Below are 18476 nucleotides of genomic sequence, written 5' to 3'. Positions count from 1 at the left end.
ACACGCCCGGCGGCGCTTCGCTTGCCGGGCCTACAAGTGCGAAATGTAGGCCGGGTAAGGCGTAGCCGCCACCCGGCTTTTTTACGTCTGGCACTCGGGACACCAGTAAAACGGTCGTGAAGAGAGCGTGGTTCTCTCAATAATGCCACCACACCTTTCGCACTTTTTCCCCGCCCGATGAAACACCTTAAAGCGGAACAGCGCCCCGTGATGCGTGTTGTCATCCACCACGCCGCGCGTGTTGTACGACAGTCGCGGAATATCCAGTAGCGCGTGGGATAACGCCTCCAGCTGTTCATCATTCAGCTGAGACGCTTTATGCTGCGCCGCCAGCCCCACTTCCCACAGAATTTCCACCCGCAGATAGTTACCTAACCCTGCCAGGAACGCCTGATCGAGCAATAACCCGGAAAATTGCCGGTTGCGGAATTTGGGGGATAACAAGCGGGTTTTAACATCGTTTGCCGTCAGGCGCATATCCAGCACGTCCGGCCCGACCCGCTGTAAGAACGGGTGAGTGAGCAATTGCTCCGGCGTTAACATTTCGATATCCGACGCGCTGTAAAGCAGGATTGCTTTATCCGCCGTTTGCAGCCTGACGCGCAGTACGCGGGTGGTTTGCGGCTGCTCGTCCGCCTCCACCACGCGCCAGACGCCGTACAGCTGGTTATGGCTATATAACGTCAGGTTATGGGAAAAGTGCGTAAGCAAGGCCTTGCCGCGCGTTTCAATATGGGTCACCGTCTGCCCCACCAGCTGTGATTCAAACGGTTTTAGCTGAGGAAAAGCAAACCACACATTCGTCAACGGTTTGCCCTTTATCGCCGCCTCCAGGCTATCCGCCGCGCGGCGGATCTCCGGACCTTCTGGCATGTTATTGTCCTTTCATGATTATTCTGCGCTGACCAGAATGCCCTCTTCAGAGAACGCCGCCCGTAAGCGGCGCGCGAACTGGAGCGCATGCTCGCCGTCGCCGTGTAAACACACCGTATCGGCCTGAACATTTGCCGGTGTTCCGTCCACGGCGGTCACCCGCCCGGCGCACACCATCTCCAGCGTCTGCGCCAGCGCTTTACCTTCATCGGTTATCATCGCCCCGGCCTGCGTGCGCGGGACCAGACTGCCATCGGGCTGATAACCGCGGTCGGCAAAGACTTCCTGACGCGTAGTCAGCCCCAGCCGCTTCCCGGCGCGAATCAGCTCGCTACCGGCCAAACCCACAAGGATCAGCTGCGGATTACTGTCCCGCACCGCGCGGGCAATAGCGTCCGCCAGCGCCGGATCTTTCGCCGCCTGATTGTAGAGCATGCCGTGCGGCTTCACGTGGCGCATCACACCGTTCTCCGCACGCACCATCGCCTCCAGCGCGCCGATCTGGTAGAGCACCTGAGCGTAGACCGTCTCCGGCGGGAGATCCATCGCCGTGCGGCCAAAGTTTTCCCGATCGGGGAAGCTGGGATGTGCGCCAATCGCCACGCCGTTTTTGATGGCATTACGCACGCTCTCCAGCATGGTTTGCGCATCGCCCGCGTGAAAGCCACAGGCGATGTTGACCGAGGTGACCAGCGTCATCAGCGCCGCATCGGCGCTGCCGCCCTCTCCCAGATCGGCGTTTAAATCAATCTTTACCATCAAGCCTCCACGCCAGCTGTTCGAGATAACGCTGCTGATCCTGCCGCGCCTTGAGCGCCTCCTCCAGCGAACACTGCACGAAGTGAATCGGCTGCCCGAGAGGAATTTGCGCCAGATGGTAGCGATCCGCTTCAATAATGCAGGCAATTCGCGGGTATCCGCCCGTGGTTTGCGCATCGTTCATCAGTACGATGGGTTGCCCGTTGCCCGGCACCTGAATGACCCCCGGCAATAACCCGTGGGAGAGCAGTTCCCGGTCCGTCGTGCGGGTCAGCGGCTGCCCCTGCAGGCGGTAACCCATACGGTTGCTCTGCGGGCTGAGCTTCCACGGCGAGCGCCAGAAGGACTCTTTAGACGCCTCGTCAAACTCGTGATATTCCGGCCCCGGTAAGGCGCGGATCTGGTTTCCCCACAGCAACTGCTTTACGCCCTGCGTGGTCGAGAAATGACGCGCTGAAGGTTTAATAGCCAGCCGATCGCCGTCGCGCAGCAGACGCCCTTCATGCCCGCCGATGCCCGCCTTCTGATCGGTACTGGATGAGCCCAGCACTTCCGGCACGTCAATGCCGCCAGCCACCGCGAGATAGCTCCGCACACCGTGTAGCGGACGCTTGAGCGTCAGACGCTGTCCGGCTTTCGCCCGCAGCCGCCAGCCGGTCCACACCGCTTTACCATCCAGCGTGGCCTCACAGCCTGCGCCGGTTAAGGCAAACCAGGTTTCCTGACCAAACTCAATCACACACTGGCCGAGCGTAATTTCGAGCGCGGCCGTACTGCCGGGGTTGCCCACCAGCACGTTAGCAATCTCCAGTGACGGCCTGTCCAGCGCGCCGCAGTAGCTCACGCCGGACTGACGCAGGCCAAATCGGCCTGCATCCTGCACAGAGGTGTAAAGCCCTGCGCGAATAAGCGTTAACATACCCCCTCCTTTTGCGGGATAAAGCGAAGGGTATCGCCGGGACGCAGGAGTATTGGCGTCTCCCGTCCAGGTTCAAATAACGGCGTAGCCGTGTGCCCAATAAGCTGCCAGCCGCCGGGCGATGCCAGCGGATAAACGCCGGTTTGCTCGCCGCCGATAGCCACCGTCCCCGCCGGTACGCTCAGGCGCGGTTCGGCACGACGCGGCGTATGCAGCTGGGGTGACAATCCGCCCAGATACGGGAAGCCGGGCTGAAACCCAAGGAACCAGACCACGTAGTTAACCGAACTGTGCAACTCAACCACCTGCTTTTCTGTTAACCCGCAGTGCGCTGCCACAACGCCAAGATCCGGCCCCCCCGTGCCGCCATAGACGACCGGGATCTCAATGGCACGCGATTCCGGCTCCAGCGCTTCGCTCTCTTCCCACCAGCGCTGCAGGCGTTCGATGGCATCCAGTGCTTTCGTGTGCGGGTTGCGCAGCACGACGGTGATATTGTTCATGCCCGGAATGGTTTCAACCACTTCAGGTATATCGGCCAGACGCTGCGTCAGCCGCCAGATACGCTTTTGCGTGGCAAGCGTGACCGGAGGTTCAAGCTCCAGTACGACGGCGGTTTCACCCAAAAGATAACAACGCGCTCTCTGCACTCGGGCACCTCTCATCAGGCCGGATTGGGGATATCAATAAAGGTCACATCCAGATCGGTATTTTCCGTCAGCCACTCGCTGAGGGCGCGAATGCCGCCTCGTTCGGTTGCATGGTGACCTGCCGCGTAAAAATGGAGCCCCTGCTCGCGGGCGGAGTGAACCGTCTGCTCAGACACTTCCCCCGTGATAAAGGCATCGACGCCGAAACGCGCGGCGCTATCGATAAAGCCCTGCCCGCCCCCGGTGCACCAGGCTACACGCTTCACGGTATCTGGCCCCGTGTCGCCACACCACAGCGGACGACGTCCGAGGCGCGCTTCGATCCACGACGCCAGCTCGAGACCCGGAACAGGCATCGCCAGTTCGCCCCACGGCACCAGCGGTTCGATTTCCCCCATCACGGTAATACCCAGCAATTGCGCTAACTGCACGTTGTTACCCAGTTCCGGGTGCGCATCCAGCGGCAGGTGATAACCGTACAGGTTGATGTCATTTGCCAGCAATGTTTTCAGGCGGTTGCGCTTCATGCCGCGAATAATGGGGGATTCGTTCTTCCAGAAATAACCGTGGTGAACGATGACCGCATCGGCTTCCTGACGCACGGCTTCATCCAGCAGCGCCTGGCTTGCCGTCACGCCGGTGATAATTTTCTGCACCGTTTCGCGTCCTTCCACCTGCAGGCCGTTCGGGCCGTAGTCGCTGAAGGAGGCGCTGTTCAGTTTTTCGTTAATCAGGCTTTCCAGTTCGCTGTTTTTCATCATCACTCTCTCATACTTTGCGCGCGGCTTCGTACGCCGCCAGCGTGGCGACGCGTGCCTGTTTGTGGTCGACAACCGGACGGGGATAATCGAGCTTTACGCCCTGTTTATCCGCCCATGCCCATGGGTCGTGGATCGCTTTCGCGGGGACAACGTTAAGTTCAGGTACCCACTGGCGGATAAACTCGCCGTCCGCATCAAATTTTTGTCCCTGCGTCGTCGGATTAAAAATACGAAAATAGGGAGCCGCATCGGTACCGGTGGAGGCCGCCCACTGCCAGCCACCGTTATTCGCCGCGAGATCGCCATCGATCAGCTGAGAAATAAAATAGCGCTCTCCGATACGCCAGTCGATAAGCAGATCTTTCACCAGAAAGCTGGCGGTAATCATCCGCAGGCGGTTGTGCATCCATCCGGTTTCATTGAGCTGACGCATGGCGGCATCGACAATGGGGAAACCCGTCTGTCCGGATTGCCAGGCTCTGAGCTGCTTATCATTCGACTGCCACCTTACATTATCAGTCCATTGAATGAATGGGCGATGTTTACATAAATCAGGGTGATACGTCATCAGGTGGCGATAGAACTCGCGCCAGATAAGTTCATTGAGCCAGACAGCCCCTGCACCACCGTCCAGCGCCTGCGGCTGTTCTGCCAGCAGGCGATGCAAACACTGGCGGGGAGAGATCGCACCCAGCGCGAGACAGGCCGACAGACGGCTGGTGCCTTCAACGCCGGGGAAATCCCGACGCGCTTCGTAATCAGCCGCATTCTGTTTACAGAACTGCCGGAGTTGGACAATGGCCGCTTTCTCATCGGCGGGAAACAACGTTTCATCAAACGCCTGCTGAGGGTAATCAAACGTCAGCTCTGGCAAATCCGTCACGGGCTCGCCCCGCGCGGCAGGCGCGGCAGGCGCGGCAACGCACTCCGGCAGCGCCTCCTTCAGGCGTTTGATAAAGGCGTTTTTAAACGGCGTAAAAACTTTATACATCTCGTGGTTGCCGGTCATCACGCTGCCCGGTGCCAGCATCACGCTGTCGTCAAACCCTTCACAGACGATCCCTTCCAGCACGTTCTCCAGCTGACGATCCCGCTGCTGCTCGTTGAATTCATACTGGTAGTTATAAAAAAGATGCCTGACGTCATGCTGCTTACAGATCTCCTGCAGCGTCTGGAGCTGCGCGGCAAAATCACTCACCTCTTTATAGAGAAGCGGTATGCCTTTTCCGGCAAGCGAGTGCTGCAGATCGTTCAGATACGCCCGGAGCAAGGCCGCCTGTCGGGGGGCCATATCGTGCTGCCGCCACTGCTCGGGCGTAGCCATAAACAGTGCCAGTACGTTAGCGTCTTTGGCGCGGCAGGCTGCCGCAAGGGCGATATTGTCATGTACGCGCAGGTCCGCGCGAAACCAAACCAGATGGGTGGGCATAAAACTCCAGGCAATTGTCCATTATGTCCGTAAGGGCATGCCGTAAAAGGAAAAAGCATGCATTGAACTACTTTGCCATGAAGTGTAGACGGGATGAAATAAAAAAGGCCGCCCGAGGCGGCCTTAACGCTACTTGTCCTGCGCTATCGTGGTAAATGCAACAAACACGGTCGGTTCATCACTTTTCACAACGAGTACGCTGGCGACAATGAACGCGATGCAAAAATAGCGTTTCATTATGCGGTCCCTGCAGCTAACCGCTCCACCGTTCACCACCGGTGATAAGTCGGTGGACACAAGCTCTGACGAGAGCCTGACTTACGGTTGTGGTAACACCTCTCCCGGGACCGGCGCCCATGTGCGAGATGGCGGAAAGGGACGCTGCATAGTAGTTGGCCCAGGGACAAAACGTAATCCACTGAAAAGGTTTTTAAGATTATATTTAGGGCGTTGCAGTTTGATTACTTAAGGACCCGAGATATTCTTGTAAGCCTCTGACGAGAGTTTGAAAGCCACCCAACGGACCGCGAATCCCGAGGGACAAAAAAACCGCCACATTGCTGTAGGCGGTTTTTTTATTGCTGTGTGTAGTCTTCGTATCAGTAGAAATCGCAGGTCGCTTTCTCGGCCTGATCCATCCACACCGGCTTCTCGCTGGTTTTCGCCCAGACGCGGTGCAGATAGCTATAAAAACGTGCCCGATCTTTCCAGAACAGCATTACCGGCAGTGCCAGCACGCCAGCCACTACGGCGAAAGTGCGACGCATGAAAATGATATGAGCCGGAAACTCTTTATAAAGATCCATATTTTTCTCCCCTATAGTTGGCCGGAAACGTCATCCGGAAAATTCAAAATCTGTGACCTGGCTAAAATAATATCGCTTTGTTTGTAATTTTACTACTCATCCGACCACTTATTTTTATCCATTTAGTGAATATTTACATTCACACCGTAATTAAGTTACAAAAAAGTTAACGATTTACTTATCAATAGTTAAATTGTGGGTATCTCCATTTTTATACTTTTTTTACACCCTCCCGCCTGATTTTTGCGAAATCTTTGCGCCGTAAATCCTACCTTTAGCACAAATACAAATGTCACCCGGAGGTGGATTGTGAGTGCAGGTTTGATTGCCGGCATTGTGCTGGTGTTCCTGTTATTGGGTTATCTGGTCTACGCCCTGATTAATGCGGAGGCATTCTGATGGCTGCTCAGGCGTTTTTGCTTATCGCCAGCTTTTTACTGGTGTTGTTCGTACTGGCAAGGCCATTGGGAACAGGACTGGCACGGCTGATCAACAACATCCCCTTGCCCGGCACGGGAAGCGTTGAAAAAGGGATTTGGCGCGTACTGGGAATAGACGATCGGGAGATGAACTGGCGTCAGTATCTGATGGCCATTTTGCTGCTAAACATCGTCGGGCTGGTTGTTCTCTTCGCCATGCTGATGCTGCAGGGGAGCCTGCCGCTTAATCCGCAGCAGCTGCCGGGCCTGTCCTGGCATCTGGCGCTGAACACAGCGGTAAGCTTTGTAACCAACACGAACTGGCAATCCTATGCCGGTGAAACCACGCTCAGCTATTTCAGTCAGATGGCTGGCTTAACCGTGCAAAACTTCCTCTCTGCGGCAAGCGGGATAGCGGTGATCTTCGCCCTGACGCGTGCATTTGCTCGTCAGAACATTGGCACGTTGGGCAACGCCTGGGTCGATCTGACGCGCATAACCCTGTGGGTGCTGGTGCCTGTGGCACTGTTGATTGCGCTGTTCTTTATCCAGCAAGGATCCCTGCAAAACGTGCTGCCTTATGCCCCATATACCTCACTGGAAGGCGCAAAAGAACTCCTGCCGATGGGGCCAGTGGCCTCGCAGGAAGCGATTAAAATGCTTGGCACTAACGGCGGCGGGTTCTTCAATGCCAACTCATCGCATCCCTTTGAAAACCCAACGGCGCTGACCAACATGGTGCAAATGCTGGCGATCTTCCTGATCCCCACCGCGCTGTGTTTTGCCTTTGGCGATGTGGTTAACGATCGCCGTCAGGGGCGCACCCTGCTGTGGGCAATGTCGCTAATCTTCGTGGTTTGCGTGGCGCTGGTGATGTGGGCCGAATGGAACGGTAACAGCCACTTCATGCAGTTGGGTGCCAACAGCAACATCAATATGGAAGGCAAAGAGAGCCGCTTTGGCATTCTCGCCAGCAGCCTGTATGCGGTGGTCACCACGGCGGCGTCGTGCGGGGCGGTTAACGCCATGCACGACTCCTTTACCGCCCTCGGCGGCATGATCCCAATGTGGCTAATGCAAATTGGCGAAGTGGTCTTTGGCGGCGTCGGCTCGGGGCTGTACGGTATGCTGCTGTTCGTTCTGCTCGCCGTATTCATCGCCGGTTTGATGATTGGCCGTACTCCGGAATATCTGGGAAAAAAAATCGACGTCCGCGAGATGAAATTAACCGCCCTGGCGATTCTGGTCACCCCTGCCCTCGTTCTGATCGGCACCGCGCTGGCGCTGATGACCGACGCCGGACGCAGCGGCATCTTTAACCCAGGCATTCACGGTTTTAGCGAAGTGCTTTACGCCGTCTCGTCTGCCGCCAACAACAACGGCAGCGCCTTTGCAGGCTTAAGCGCTAACTCACCGTTCTGGAACTGTCTGCTGGCGTTTTGCATGTTCGTGGGGCGTTTCGGCGTGATTGTGCCAGTGATGGCGATCGCGGGAGCGCTGGTGAGTAAAAAAATCCAACCGACCACCACCGGTACGTTACCGACACACGGCGCGCTGTTTATCGGCCTGCTGATTGGCACTGTGCTGCTGGTCGGTGCCCTGACCTTTATCCCCGCCCTCGCGTTAGGCCCGGTCGCGGAAACCCTCTCTTTACGCTGATTTTGCGGAGAATTTGTCATGAGTCGTAAACAACTGGCCCTGCTCGAACCGACGTTAGTTCGTCAGGCCCTCATGGATGCGGTGAAAAAACTGAGCCCACGCGTGCAGTGGCACAACCCGGTGATGTTTATCGTCTGGATAGGGAGTTTACTCACCACCGCGCTGGCAGTTGCGATGGGTACGGGGCATCTTCCGGGTAATGCACTCTTTACCGGTGCCATCAGCCTGTGGCTGTGGTTTACCGTGCTGTTTGCCAACTTCGCAGAAGCGCTGGCGGAAGGGCGCAGTAAAGCACAGGCTAACAGCCTGAAAGGGGTCAAAAAAACCGCCTTCGCGCGCAAATTACGTGAACCTAAACACGGCGCGCAGATGGACCACGTTCCGGCAGATGAACTGCGTAAAGGTGACGTGGTGCTGGTGGAAGCTGGCGACATCATCCCCTGCGACGGGGAAGTTATCGAAGGGGGCGCATCGGTAGATGAAAGCGCCATTACCGGGGAATCCGCGCCGGTTATTCGTGAATCGGGCGGTGACTTCGCCTCCGTGACGGGCGGGACGCGCATTCTCTCCGACTGGCTGGTGATCCAGTGCAGCGTTAACCCGGGCGAAACATTCCTTGACCGGATGATCGCCATGGTGGAGGGCGCGCAGCGTCGCAAAACGCCGAACGAGATTGCGCTGACCATTCTGCTGGTCGCCCTGACTATCGTTTTCCTGCTGGCAACCGCGACGCTGTGGCCGTTCTCCGCCTATGGCGGCACGGCGGTCAGCATCACCGTACTGGTGGCGCTGCTGGTATGCCTGATTCCAACCACCATTGGCGGATTGCTGTCCGCTATCGGTGTCGCCGGGATGAGCCGTATGCTGGGCGCGAACGTCATCGCCACCAGCGGACGCGCCGTTGAAGCCGCCGGTGACGTCGACGTACTGCTGCTGGATAAAACCGGGACCATCACCCTCGGTAACCGCCAGGCCTCTGATTTCTTGCCCGCACCGGGCGTGGATGAAAAAACGCTCGCGGATGCCGCACAGCTCTCCTCTCTGGCCGATGAAACGCCGGAAGGTCGCAGCATCGTGATTCTGGCTAAGCAGCGTTTCAATCTGCGCCAGCGTGACGTGCAAAGCCTGCACGCCACTTTCGTCCCCTTCACCGCGCAGACCCGCATGAGTGGGATTAACATTCAGGACCGAATGATTCGTAAAGGCTCCGTTGACGCCATCCGTCGCCATATCGAAGCCAACAACGGCCACTTCCCGCCTGAAGTAGACAAACTGGTCGAAAGCGTCGCCCGACAGGGGGCCACGCCGCTGGTGGTGGCGGAAGGCTCGAACGTGCTGGGCGTGATTGCCCTGAAGGATATCGTTAAGGGCGGCATCAAGGAGCGTTTTGCTCAACTGCGCAAAATGGGCATCAAAACGGTGATGATCACCGGGGATAACCGTCTTACCGCAGCCGCCATTGCCGCCGAAGCGGGCGTGGATGATTTTCTTTCTGAAGCGACGCCGGAAGCGAAGCTGGCTCTGATCCGCCAGTATCAGGCTGAAGGCCGTCTGGTCGCGATGACCGGGGACGGCACCAACGATGCCCCTGCCCTGGCGCAGGCCGACGTGGCGGTGGCGATGAACTCCGGCACGCAGGCGGCAAAAGAGGCGGGCAACATGGTTGACCTCGACTCTAACCCGACCAAGCTGATTGAGGTAGTGCACATCGGTAAACAGATGCTGATGACGCGTGGTTCACTGACCACGTTCAGCATCGCCAACGACGTGGCGAAGTATTTCGCCATCATTCCGGCGGCGTTTGCGGCAACCTATCCACAGTTGAATGCGCTGAACGTGATGCACCTGCACTCCCCGGCATCGGCCATTCTCAGTGCGGTTATCTTTAACGCCCTGATCATTGTCTTTCTTATTCCGCTGGCGCTGAAAGGGGTGAGCTATAAGCCGCTGACGGCGGCCGCCATGCTTCGCCGCAACCTGTGGATTTACGGTCTGGGCGGGCTGGTTGTGCCCTTTATTGGTATTAAGGTTATCGACGTGCTCCTGACGCTGTTCGGGCTGGTCTAAAAGGTGAATCAAATGACGATGTTACGTCCCGCTATACTGTTATTTATTCTGCTGTCTCTTATTACCGGCGGGCTTTACCCGCTGGTGACCACCGCGCTGGGTCAGTGGTGGTTCCAGGACCAGGCTAACGGCTCACAGATTATCCAGAACGGAGAATCCCGCGGTTCACGCCTGATTGGTCAGAACTTTACGGACGCTCGCTACTTCCAGGGCCGCCCTTCCGCCACCGCGGAAAGCCCGTATAATCCGATGGCATCAGGCGGCAGTAACCTGGCGGGCAGCAACCCGGAGCTGGATAAAGCCGTTGCAGAACGCGTTGCCGCCCTGCGCGCCGCCAACCCGCAGGCCAGCCGTGAAGTCCCTGTTGAACTGGTCACCGCCTCTGCCAGCGGGCTGGACTACAGCCTGACGCCACAGGCTGTGGCATGGCAAATTCCGCGCGTGGCTGCGGCCCGTCAGTTAACCATTGAGCAGGTGAGCCAGCTGGTCGCTGAGCATACGCAAAAGCCGCTGGTCAGCTTCATCGGCATGCCGGTAGTGAATATTGTTGAGCTGAATCTGGCGCTGGACGCGCTAAGGAAAAACTAAATGACCGACGAGCCCATGCGCCCGGATCCGGACAGGCTGCTAGAACAGACGGCTGAAGCCCATCGCGGCAAATTGAAAATTTTCTTTGGCGCCTGCGCAGGCGTCGGGAAAACCTTCGCCATGCTGACGGAAGCCCAGCGGCTTCGGGCGCAGGGGCTCGATATTCTCATCGGCGTGGTGGAAACCCATGGCCGTAAAGAGACCGCGGCGCTGTTGAAAGGACTTGCCACACAGCCGCCACGACGTATAAGCCATCGTGGACGGCTGGTCACGGAGTTCGATCTCGATGCCGCCCTCGCCCGCCGTCCTGCACTTATCCTGATGGACGAACTGGCACACAGCAATGCGCCAGGCTCGCGTCATCCGAAACGCTGGCAGGACGTGGAAGAGTTGCTGGAAGCCGGCATCGACGTGTTCACCACCGTTAACGTCCAGCATCTGGAGAGCCTGAACGACGTGGTGAGCGGCGTTACCGGCATTCAGGTGCGAGAGACAGTGCCCGATCCCTTCTTTGACTCCGCCGATGAGGTGGTGCTGGTCGATCTGCCGCCGGACGACCTGCGCCAGCGCCTGCACGAGGGCAAAGTCTACATTGCCGGTCAGGCCGAACGCGCCATCGAACATTTCTTCCGCAAAGGCAACCTGATTGCCCTGCGCGAGCTGGCCCTGCGCCGTACCGCCGACCGCGTTGACGACCAGATGCGCGCCTGGCGCGACCTGCAGGGGCAAGAACGCGTCTGGCACACCCGCGACGCCATTCTGCTGTGCATCGGGCACGGTAGCGGCAATGAGAAACTGATCCGCACCGCCGCGCGGCTTGCAGCGAAATTTGGCAGCGTCTGGCATGCGGTGTATGTCGAAACGCCGCAGCTGCATGCTCTGCCCGAACATCAGCGGCGCGCCATCCTCAGCTCGCTGCGGCTGGCGCAGGAGCTGGGTGCCGAAACCGCCACCCTTTCCGATCCTCAGGAAGATAAAGCCATCCTGCGCTACGCGCGCGAGCATAACCTCGGAAAAATTGTCATTGGTCGTCGCCAGCACCGCCGCTGGTTCAGCCGTGAATCCTTCGCCGATAAGCTGGCCCGCCGCGCGCCGGACCTGGATCTGGTGATCGTGGCGCTGGATGACAAGCCCACGCCCCTGCCCAACCGTGCGCCGGATGCCCGCGCCTTTGGTGATAAATGGCGGATCCAGATCCGCGGTTGCCTTGTCGCCGTCGTGCTCTGCGCCCTGATTACCGTGATTGCCAGCCAGTGGCTGATCGCCTTCGACGCCGCCAACCTGGTGATGATTTACCTGCTCGGCGTGGTGGTGGTGGCGCTCTTCTACGGACGCTGGCCGTCCGTGCTGGCGACGGTCATCAACGTTGTCAGCTTCGATCTTTTCTTCATTGCCCCGCGCGGAACGCTTGCCGTGTCCGACGTGCAGTACATTCTCACCTTTGGCGTGATGCTCACCGTCGGGCTGGTGATTGGTAATCTGACGGCGGGCGTTCGCTATCAGGCGCGTATTGCACGCTATCGCGAGCAGCGTACACGCCATCTCTATGAGATGTCCAAATCGCTGGCAGTCGGCCGCACGCCGCTGGATATTGTCCAGACCAGCGAGCAATTTATTCGCTCTACGTTTAACGCCAGTAATCTTATCTTGCTCCCGGACGAGCATGGCAACCTTCGTCCGCTCACCTCCGCCTCCGGCATGACGCCCTGGGATGAAGCCATTGCGCGATGGAGTTTTGATAAAGGGCTGCCCGCAGGCGCAGGAACGGACACTCTGCCAGGCGTGCCTTATCAGATCCTGCCGCTACGCAGTGCGGATAAAAATCAGGGGCTGGTTATCGTTGAGCCGACCAATCTGCGCCAGCTGATGATCCCCGAACAGCAACGTTTGCTGGAAACCTTCACCCTGCTGGTCGCCAGCGCGCTCGAACGGCTGGCACTCACCGCCAGCGAAGAGCAGGCGCGGCTGGCAAGCGAGCGCGAAAGCATCCGAAATTCATTACTGGCGGCGCTCTCTCACGATCTACGCACTCCACTCACCGTGCTGTTTGGTCAGTCAGAGATCCTGACGCTGGACCTGGCTGCAGAAGGCTCAAAACATGCGATGCAGGCCAGCGAAATCCGCCAGCATGTGCTAAATACCACGCGGCTGGTGAATAACCTGCTGGATATGGCGCGCATTCAGTCTGGCGGGTTTAACCTCAAAAAAGAGTGGCTCACGCTGGAAGAGGTCGTCGGAAGCGCGCTGAAAATGCTGGAGCCCGGCCTGGGCGGCCGCCATATCGCATTGAACATGCCTGAACCGCTGACGCTAATTCACGTTGATGGCCCCCTGTTCGAGCGTGTGCTGATTAACCTGCTCGAAAATGCCGCTAAATATGCGGGGGCGAAAGCACAGATTGGCATTAATGCCACGGTGAACGCACAAACGCTGCAGCTGGAAGTCTGGGATACCGGGCCGGGTATTCCGGTCGGGCAGGAAAAGGCCATTTTCGAAAAATTTTCGCGCGGCAATAAGGAATCCGCGATCCCCGGCGTTGGTCTGGGTCTCGCTATTTGCGAAGCGATTATTGACGTGCATGGCGGCACCATTTCGGCAGAGCACCGTCCGGAAGGCGGCGCACATTTTTGTGTTACACTTCCACTTGATACCCCACCAGAACTTGATGAATTACCAGAGGATTTGTGATTAACGTCCTGATTGTTGAAGATGAGCTCGCCATAAGCCGTTTTCTGCGTACCGCGCTGGAAGCCGACGGCCTGCGCGTTCATGAAGCCAGTACGCTTCAACGGGGGTTAATTGAGGCCGCGACGCGCAAGCCGGACCTGACGATCCTCGATTTGGGGCTACCGGATGGGGATGGCATCGATTTTATCCGTGAGGTTCGTCAGTGGAGCCAAATGCCGATTCTGGTGCTTTCTGCACGAACGGAAGAAGCGGATAAAATCGCCGCGCTGGATGCAGGTGCAGACGACTATCTTATCAAGCCCTTTGGCATTGGTGAGTTGCAGGCCCGGCTTCGCGTCGCATTGCGTCGTCATAGTGCAACGACGCCTTCCGACCCGGTGTATACCTTCGGTGACATTCAGGTCGATCTTGCCGCTCGACGCATCACCCGGGCAGAAGAAGAGATCCACCTCACGCCTATCGAGTTCCGTCTGCTTGCCGTTTTGCTCAACAATCATGGCAAGGTGCTGACTCAGCGCCAGCTGTTAAGCCAGGTCTGGGGACCCAATGCCGTCGAGCATAGTCACTATTTACGCATTTATATGGGACACCTTCGTCAAAAACTTGAAGTTGACCCCGCGCGCCCTCGCCATTTATTAACTGAAACCGGTATCGGTTATCGTTTTATGATTTGAATAATTATTCAAATTAATTTCAAATAAAGAAAACCACCTTCCAAAATAGCCGTAAAAATAATCCAACCGTTATTTTACGGATTATTTCCGTCCAATAAAAACACTAAACAAACACAGTATTAACACATCATCAACAAAACAGCATTTTGATCTGCGTTATTCATCAAAAACGACTAATTATTTGTGAAATGATCGGTTAACGGTGATCTCCTTCACAGTTAATCGCCATTTCCTGGATAAAATGACCATGCTTTCAATTACTGAAAGGAAAATGAAACATGGAAAACAACAATCGTTTAATGCCCCATATAAGGCGGACAACACATATCATGATGTTTGCCCACCGAAACTGCTTTGACTTTCATCTCTTTAATGCCCGGTAGTCCTTCGACTTCTGGCGCACTCGCTTACAGGTCATCCTGAAACACCTTATTTTACAGGCTATTGCCTGTGATCTCGTGCGCTCACTCATCTTGATTCAGACTCATCCGCACCGGGCGGACTGAATTTCAATCATCAAAAAAGCAATTCACTGATTTTAATCAGCGGTCATCCTTTGCTTTTTTTTCCGGAAAATTATCGATTTCTTTCTTGCAAGAAATCGAGGGACGCTTATTACCTAAAATAAAGAGAGAAAGATGAAAAGTTTAAAAATCGCAGCCAGCCGTGCATGTCCGGATTGCTTTACTACCCAGCGTGAACTGGTGGATGTCCGCGCTTCTGATTATATTGATGTTGCCGCCATTGTTCTGGCGGTCACGGATATTGCCAGCGGTATTCTGGAAGAAATAGAAGCCACCGGTTTTGGCATTCCTGTTTTTGTCGCGACGCACAAAGAAGAATTCATTCCGGCAGACTATTTATCGCGCATTCATGGCGTATTTGAGTATTCAGACACCAGCAACGATTTTTATGGACGCCAGCTGGAAGCGGCTGCACTGAAGTACGAAACCCAGCTTCGTCCACCGTTCTTCCGCGCCCTGGTCGATTACGTTAAACAGGGCAACAGCGCGTTCGACTGCCCGGGGCATCAGGGAGGACAGTTCTTCCGTCGTCATCCAGCCGGTAATCAGTTTGTCGACTTCTTTGGTGAGACGCTTTTCCGCTCCGATCTGTGTAATGCTGACGTCGCAATGGGCGATCTGCTCATTCATGAAGGCGCGCCGTGCATTGCCCAACAGCATGCGGCAAAAGTCTTTAATGCCGACAAGACCTACTTCGTGCTGAATGGCACCTCGTCATCCAACAAAGTGGTGCTAAACGCCCTGCTCACGCCGGGCGACCTGGTGCTGTTCGACCGTAACAACCACAAATCTAACCATCACGGTGCCCTCCTCCAGGCTGGCGCAACGCCGGTCTATCTGGAAACCGCGCGCAACCCGTACGGCTTTATTGGCGGCATTGACGCCCACTGCTTTGAAGAAAATTATCTACGCGAGCTGGTGGCAGAGGTGGCGCCTGGCCGTGCACGCGATGCGCGTCCGTTCCGTCTGGCGGTGATCCAGCTGGGTACCTACGATGGCACCATCTATAACGCCCGTCAGGTGGTGGATAAGATTGGGCACCTGTGTGATTACATCCTGTTTGACTCTGCCTGGGTGGGCTACGAGCAGTTTATTCCGATGATGGCCGACTGCTCTCCGCTGCTGCTTGAGCTGAACGAAAACGATCCGGGGATCCTGGTCACTCAGTCCGTGCACAAACAGCAGGCAGGCTTCTCGCAGACTTCGCAAATCCACAAGAAAGACAGCCATATCAAAGGGCAACAGCGCTATGTCCCGCATAAGCGGCTGAATAATGCCTTTATGATGCATGCCTCCACCAGCCCGTTCTATCCGCTGTTTGCCGCACTGGACATCAACGCCCGTATGCATGAAGGCCAGAGCGGGCGCAACATGTGGATGGACTGCGTGGTGAACGGTATCGAGGCGCGCAAGCTGATCCTGGAGAACTGTCAGTATCTGCGCCCGTTCGTGCCGGAAACGGTGGATGGCCGTCCGTGGGAAAGCTGGGACACGGCGGACATTGCGACCGATCTGCGCTTCTTCCACTTCGTGCCGGGTGAACGCTGGCACGCCTTTGAAGGCTACGCTGAGCACCAGTATTTTATCGACCCGTGCAAGCTGCTGCTGACCACGCCGGGCATCAACGCCCGCACCGGGGAATATGAGGACTTCGGCGTGCCCGCCACTATCCTCGCCAACTTCCTGCGTGAAAACGGCATCGTGCCGGAGAAATGCGATCTCAACTCGATCCTGTTCCTGCTCACGCCTGCGGAGGACATGGGAAAACTGCAGCAGCTGGTTGCTCAACTGGTGCGCTTCGAAAAACTGCTCGAGAGCGATGTACCGCTGAAAGAAGTTCTGCCTTCTCTCTACAAACAGCATCCGGAGCGTTACGCCGGTTACACCCTGCGCCAAATCTGTCAGGAAATGCATGACCTGTACGCCCGCCACAACGTGAAACAGCTGCAGAAAGAGATGTTCCGCAAGTCTCACTTCCCGCGCGTGATGATGAACCCGCAGGACGCGAACTACGCCTATCTGCGCGGTGAAGTTGAACTGGTCTCCCTGCGCGACGCGGAAGGCCGCATCGCCGCCGAAGGTGCGCTGCCTTACCCACCGGGGGTGCTGTGTGTTGTCCCTGGGGAAGTCTGGGGCGGTTCCGTGCTGCGCTACTTTGCCGCCCTGGAAGAAGGCATCAACCTTCTGCCGGGCTTCGCGCCGGAGCTGCAGGGTGTGTACGTCGAGGAGTGTGAGGGTCGCAAACAGGTTCGCTGCAATGTCATCAAACAACCCGCCGCTCAGCCCGCGCTGCTGAAAGGAGAGAAATTATGAGTAAGTCCAATAAGATGGGCGTGGTGCAGCTGACTATCCTTACCATGGTAAACATGATGGGCTCCGGGATTATCATGCTGCCCACCAAGCTCGCAGAAGTGGGTACCATTTCGATTATCTCCTGGCTGGTAACGGCAGTCGGCTCAATGGCGCTGGCGTGGGCATTTGCCAAGTGCGGGATGTTCAGCCGTAAGTCTGGCGGCATGGGCGGCTATGCCGAATACGCCTTTGGCAAGTCGGGCAACTTTATGGCCAACTATACCTACGGGGTGTCGCTGCTGATCGCCAACGTGGCGATTGCCATCTCTGCGGTGGGCTACGGTACGGAGCTGTTTGGCGCGACGCTCAGCCCGGTACAGATTGGGCTGGCGACCATCGGGGTTCTGTGGATCTGCACCGTGGCTAACTTTGGCGGCGCGCGTATCACCGGACAGCTCAGCAGCATCACCGTCTGGGGCGTGATTATCCCGGTTGTCGGCCTGTGCATCATCGGCTGGTTCTGGTTTAGCCCGACGCTGTACGCCAACTCCTGGAACCCGCACCACGTGCCGTTCTTTACCGCAGTGGGCTCTTCTATCGCCATGACGCTGTGGGCCTTCCTCGGTCTGGAATCCGCCTGCGCGAACGCGGAAGTGGTAGAGAATCCGGAAAAGAACGTGCCGATTGCGGTCCTCGGCGGCACGCTGGGCGCGGCGGTGATCTATATCGTCTCGACTAACGTGATTGCGGGCATCGTACCGAATATGGATCTGGCAAACTCCACGGCGCCGTTCGGGCTGGCTTTCGCGCAGATGTTCACGCCGGAAGTCGGGAAAGTGATTATGGGTCTGATGGTGATGTCCTGCTGCGGTTCCCTTCTCGGCTGGCAGTTCACCATCGCGCAGGTGTTTAAATCCTCTGCAGATGAAGGTTACTTCCCAAAAATCTTCTCCCGCGTAAGCAAAGCCGATGCGCCGGTGCAGGGCATGCTGGCGATTGTCATCTTCCAGAGCGGATTGTCGCTGATGACCATTAGCCCATCGCTGAACAGCCAGTTCAACGTACTGGTCAACCTGGCGGTTGTGACAAATATCATTCCGTACATTCTGTCGATGGCGGCGCTGGTGATTATTCAGAAAGTCGCGAAGGTTGATCCACGCAAGGCGAAGGTTGCGAACGTAGTAGCATTGATTGGGGCGATTTATAGCTTCTACGCGCTCTACTCATCCGGCCAGGAAGCGATGCTGTATGGCGCGATGGTGACCTTTATGGGCTGGACGCTGTACGGTCTGGTGTCACCGCGGTTTGAATTGAAGAATAAGCATAGTTAAAAAAAAGCCCGGTGGCGCTAGCGCTTACCGGGCCTAC

The 18476-nt window shown here is 56.9% G+C and carries 16 protein-coding genes; 9 read left to right on the top strand and 7 right to left on the bottom strand.

Annotated features, from left to right (window positions below):
- Positions 1-81: 81 nt before the first annotated feature.
- From nei to HV355_RS15765, 7 genes are all read right to left on the bottom strand, one after another.
- The gene (gene nei, locus HV355_RS15795; RefSeq protein WP_182402585.1) at positions 82-873 is read right to left on the bottom strand and encodes an endonuclease VIII; all 792 of its coding nucleotides are present in this window, start codon (positions 871-873) and stop codon (positions 82-84) included.
- 18 nt (positions 874-891) lie between these two features.
- Positions 892-1632, bottom strand: a complete 741-nt coding sequence (gene pxpA / locus HV355_RS15790) for a 5-oxoprolinase subunit PxpA (protein WP_182402583.1) — start codon at positions 1630-1632, stop codon at positions 892-894.
- On the bottom strand, positions 1619-2551 hold the full coding sequence (gene pxpC / locus HV355_RS15785) for a 5-oxoprolinase subunit PxpC (protein ID WP_120159159.1): 933 nt from the start codon (positions 2549-2551) through the stop codon (positions 1619-1621). The genes pxpA and pxpC overlap by 14 nt, the downstream gene beginning before the upstream one ends.
- The gene (gene pxpB / locus HV355_RS15780; protein ID WP_100165275.1) at positions 2545-3201 is read right to left on the bottom strand and encodes a 5-oxoprolinase subunit PxpB; all 657 of its coding nucleotides are present in this window, start codon (positions 3199-3201) and stop codon (positions 2545-2547) included. The genes pxpC and pxpB overlap by 7 nt, the downstream gene beginning before the upstream one ends.
- 14 nt (positions 3202-3215) lie before the next feature.
- On the bottom strand, positions 3216-3959 hold the full coding sequence (locus tag HV355_RS15775; RefSeq protein ID WP_120159168.1) for a type 2 GTP cyclohydrolase I: 744 nt from the start codon (positions 3957-3959) through the stop codon (positions 3216-3218).
- A gap of 10 nt (positions 3960-3969) precedes the next feature.
- Positions 3970-5391 (bottom strand): deoxyribodipyrimidine photo-lyase, encoded by a 1422-nt coding sequence (gene phrB, locus HV355_RS15770; protein WP_182402581.1) that lies wholly within the window; start codon positions 5389-5391, stop codon positions 3970-3972.
- Between the two features lie 599 nt (positions 5392-5990).
- Positions 5991-6197 (bottom strand): YbfA family protein, encoded by a 207-nt coding sequence (locus tag HV355_RS15765; RefSeq protein WP_003858637.1) that lies wholly within the window; start codon positions 6195-6197, stop codon positions 5991-5993.
- 309 nt (positions 6198-6506) lie between these two features.
- Between HV355_RS15765 and kdpF the strand changes: the two genes are divergently transcribed.
- The 9 genes from kdpF to potE all read left to right on the top strand — a co-directional run bounded on the left by kdpF (position 6507) and on the right by potE (position 18439).
- Positions 6507-6596, top strand: coding sequence for a K(+)-transporting ATPase subunit F (gene kdpF, locus HV355_RS24285; RefSeq protein ID WP_014069365.1), 90 nt, complete (start codon positions 6507-6509; stop codon positions 6594-6596).
- Entirely contained in the window at positions 6596-8275 is a 1680-nt protein-coding gene (gene kdpA, locus HV355_RS15755; protein WP_182402579.1) for a potassium-transporting ATPase subunit KdpA, read from the top strand. Before kdpF ends, kdpA begins: the two co-directional genes overlap by 1 nt.
- A gap of 18 nt (positions 8276-8293) precedes the next feature.
- A complete protein-coding gene (gene kdpB, locus HV355_RS15750) occupies positions 8294-10342 on the top strand; it encodes a potassium-transporting ATPase subunit KdpB (protein WP_010428671.1) in 2049 nt (682 codons plus the stop codon).
- A 12-nt stretch (positions 10343-10354) separates the two neighbouring features.
- A complete protein-coding gene (kdpC, locus tag HV355_RS15745; protein WP_120159156.1) occupies positions 10355-10930 on the top strand; it encodes a potassium-transporting ATPase subunit KdpC in 576 nt (191 codons plus the stop codon).
- Positions 10931-13618 carry a two-component system sensor histidine kinase KdpD gene (gene kdpD / locus HV355_RS15740; RefSeq protein WP_182402578.1) on the top strand — a complete coding sequence of 896 codons (2688 nt, stop codon included), beginning with the start codon at positions 10931-10933 and terminating at the stop codon, positions 13616-13618. It abuts the gene before it with no gap.
- Positions 13615-14292, top strand: a complete 678-nt coding sequence (gene kdpE, locus HV355_RS15735) for a two-component system response regulator KdpE (protein WP_182402575.1) — start codon at positions 13615-13617, stop codon at positions 14290-14292. The genes kdpD and kdpE overlap by 4 nt, the downstream gene beginning before the upstream one ends.
- Before the next feature lie 278 nt (positions 14293-14570).
- Complete coding sequence (gene speFL / locus HV355_RS15730; RefSeq protein ID WP_003858645.1) at positions 14571-14675, top strand: leader peptide SpeFL; 105 nt, start codon at positions 14571-14573, stop codon at positions 14673-14675.
- A 255-nt stretch (positions 14676-14930) separates the two neighbouring features.
- Positions 14931-17129: an ornithine decarboxylase SpeF gene (speF, locus tag HV355_RS15725; protein ID WP_182402573.1), complete on the top strand. Its 2199-nt coding sequence runs from the start codon at positions 14931-14933 to the stop codon at positions 17127-17129.
- Positions 17126-18439 carry a putrescine-ornithine antiporter gene (potE, locus tag HV355_RS15720; RefSeq protein ID WP_108415862.1) on the top strand — a complete coding sequence of 438 codons (1314 nt, stop codon included), beginning with the start codon at positions 17126-17128 and terminating at the stop codon, positions 18437-18439. The genes speF and potE overlap by 4 nt, the downstream gene beginning before the upstream one ends.
- Positions 18440-18476 lie beyond the last annotated feature (37 nt).

It is taken from the genome of Enterobacter sp. RHBSTW-01064 (genome assembly GCF_014103035.1).
In the GTDB taxonomy this organism is placed as follows: domain Bacteria; phylum Pseudomonadota; class Gammaproteobacteria; order Enterobacterales; family Enterobacteriaceae; genus Enterobacter; species Enterobacter mori.
Note: the sequence above shows the minus strand (reverse complement) of the source record. Positions and strands in the feature narration are given on the sequence as shown.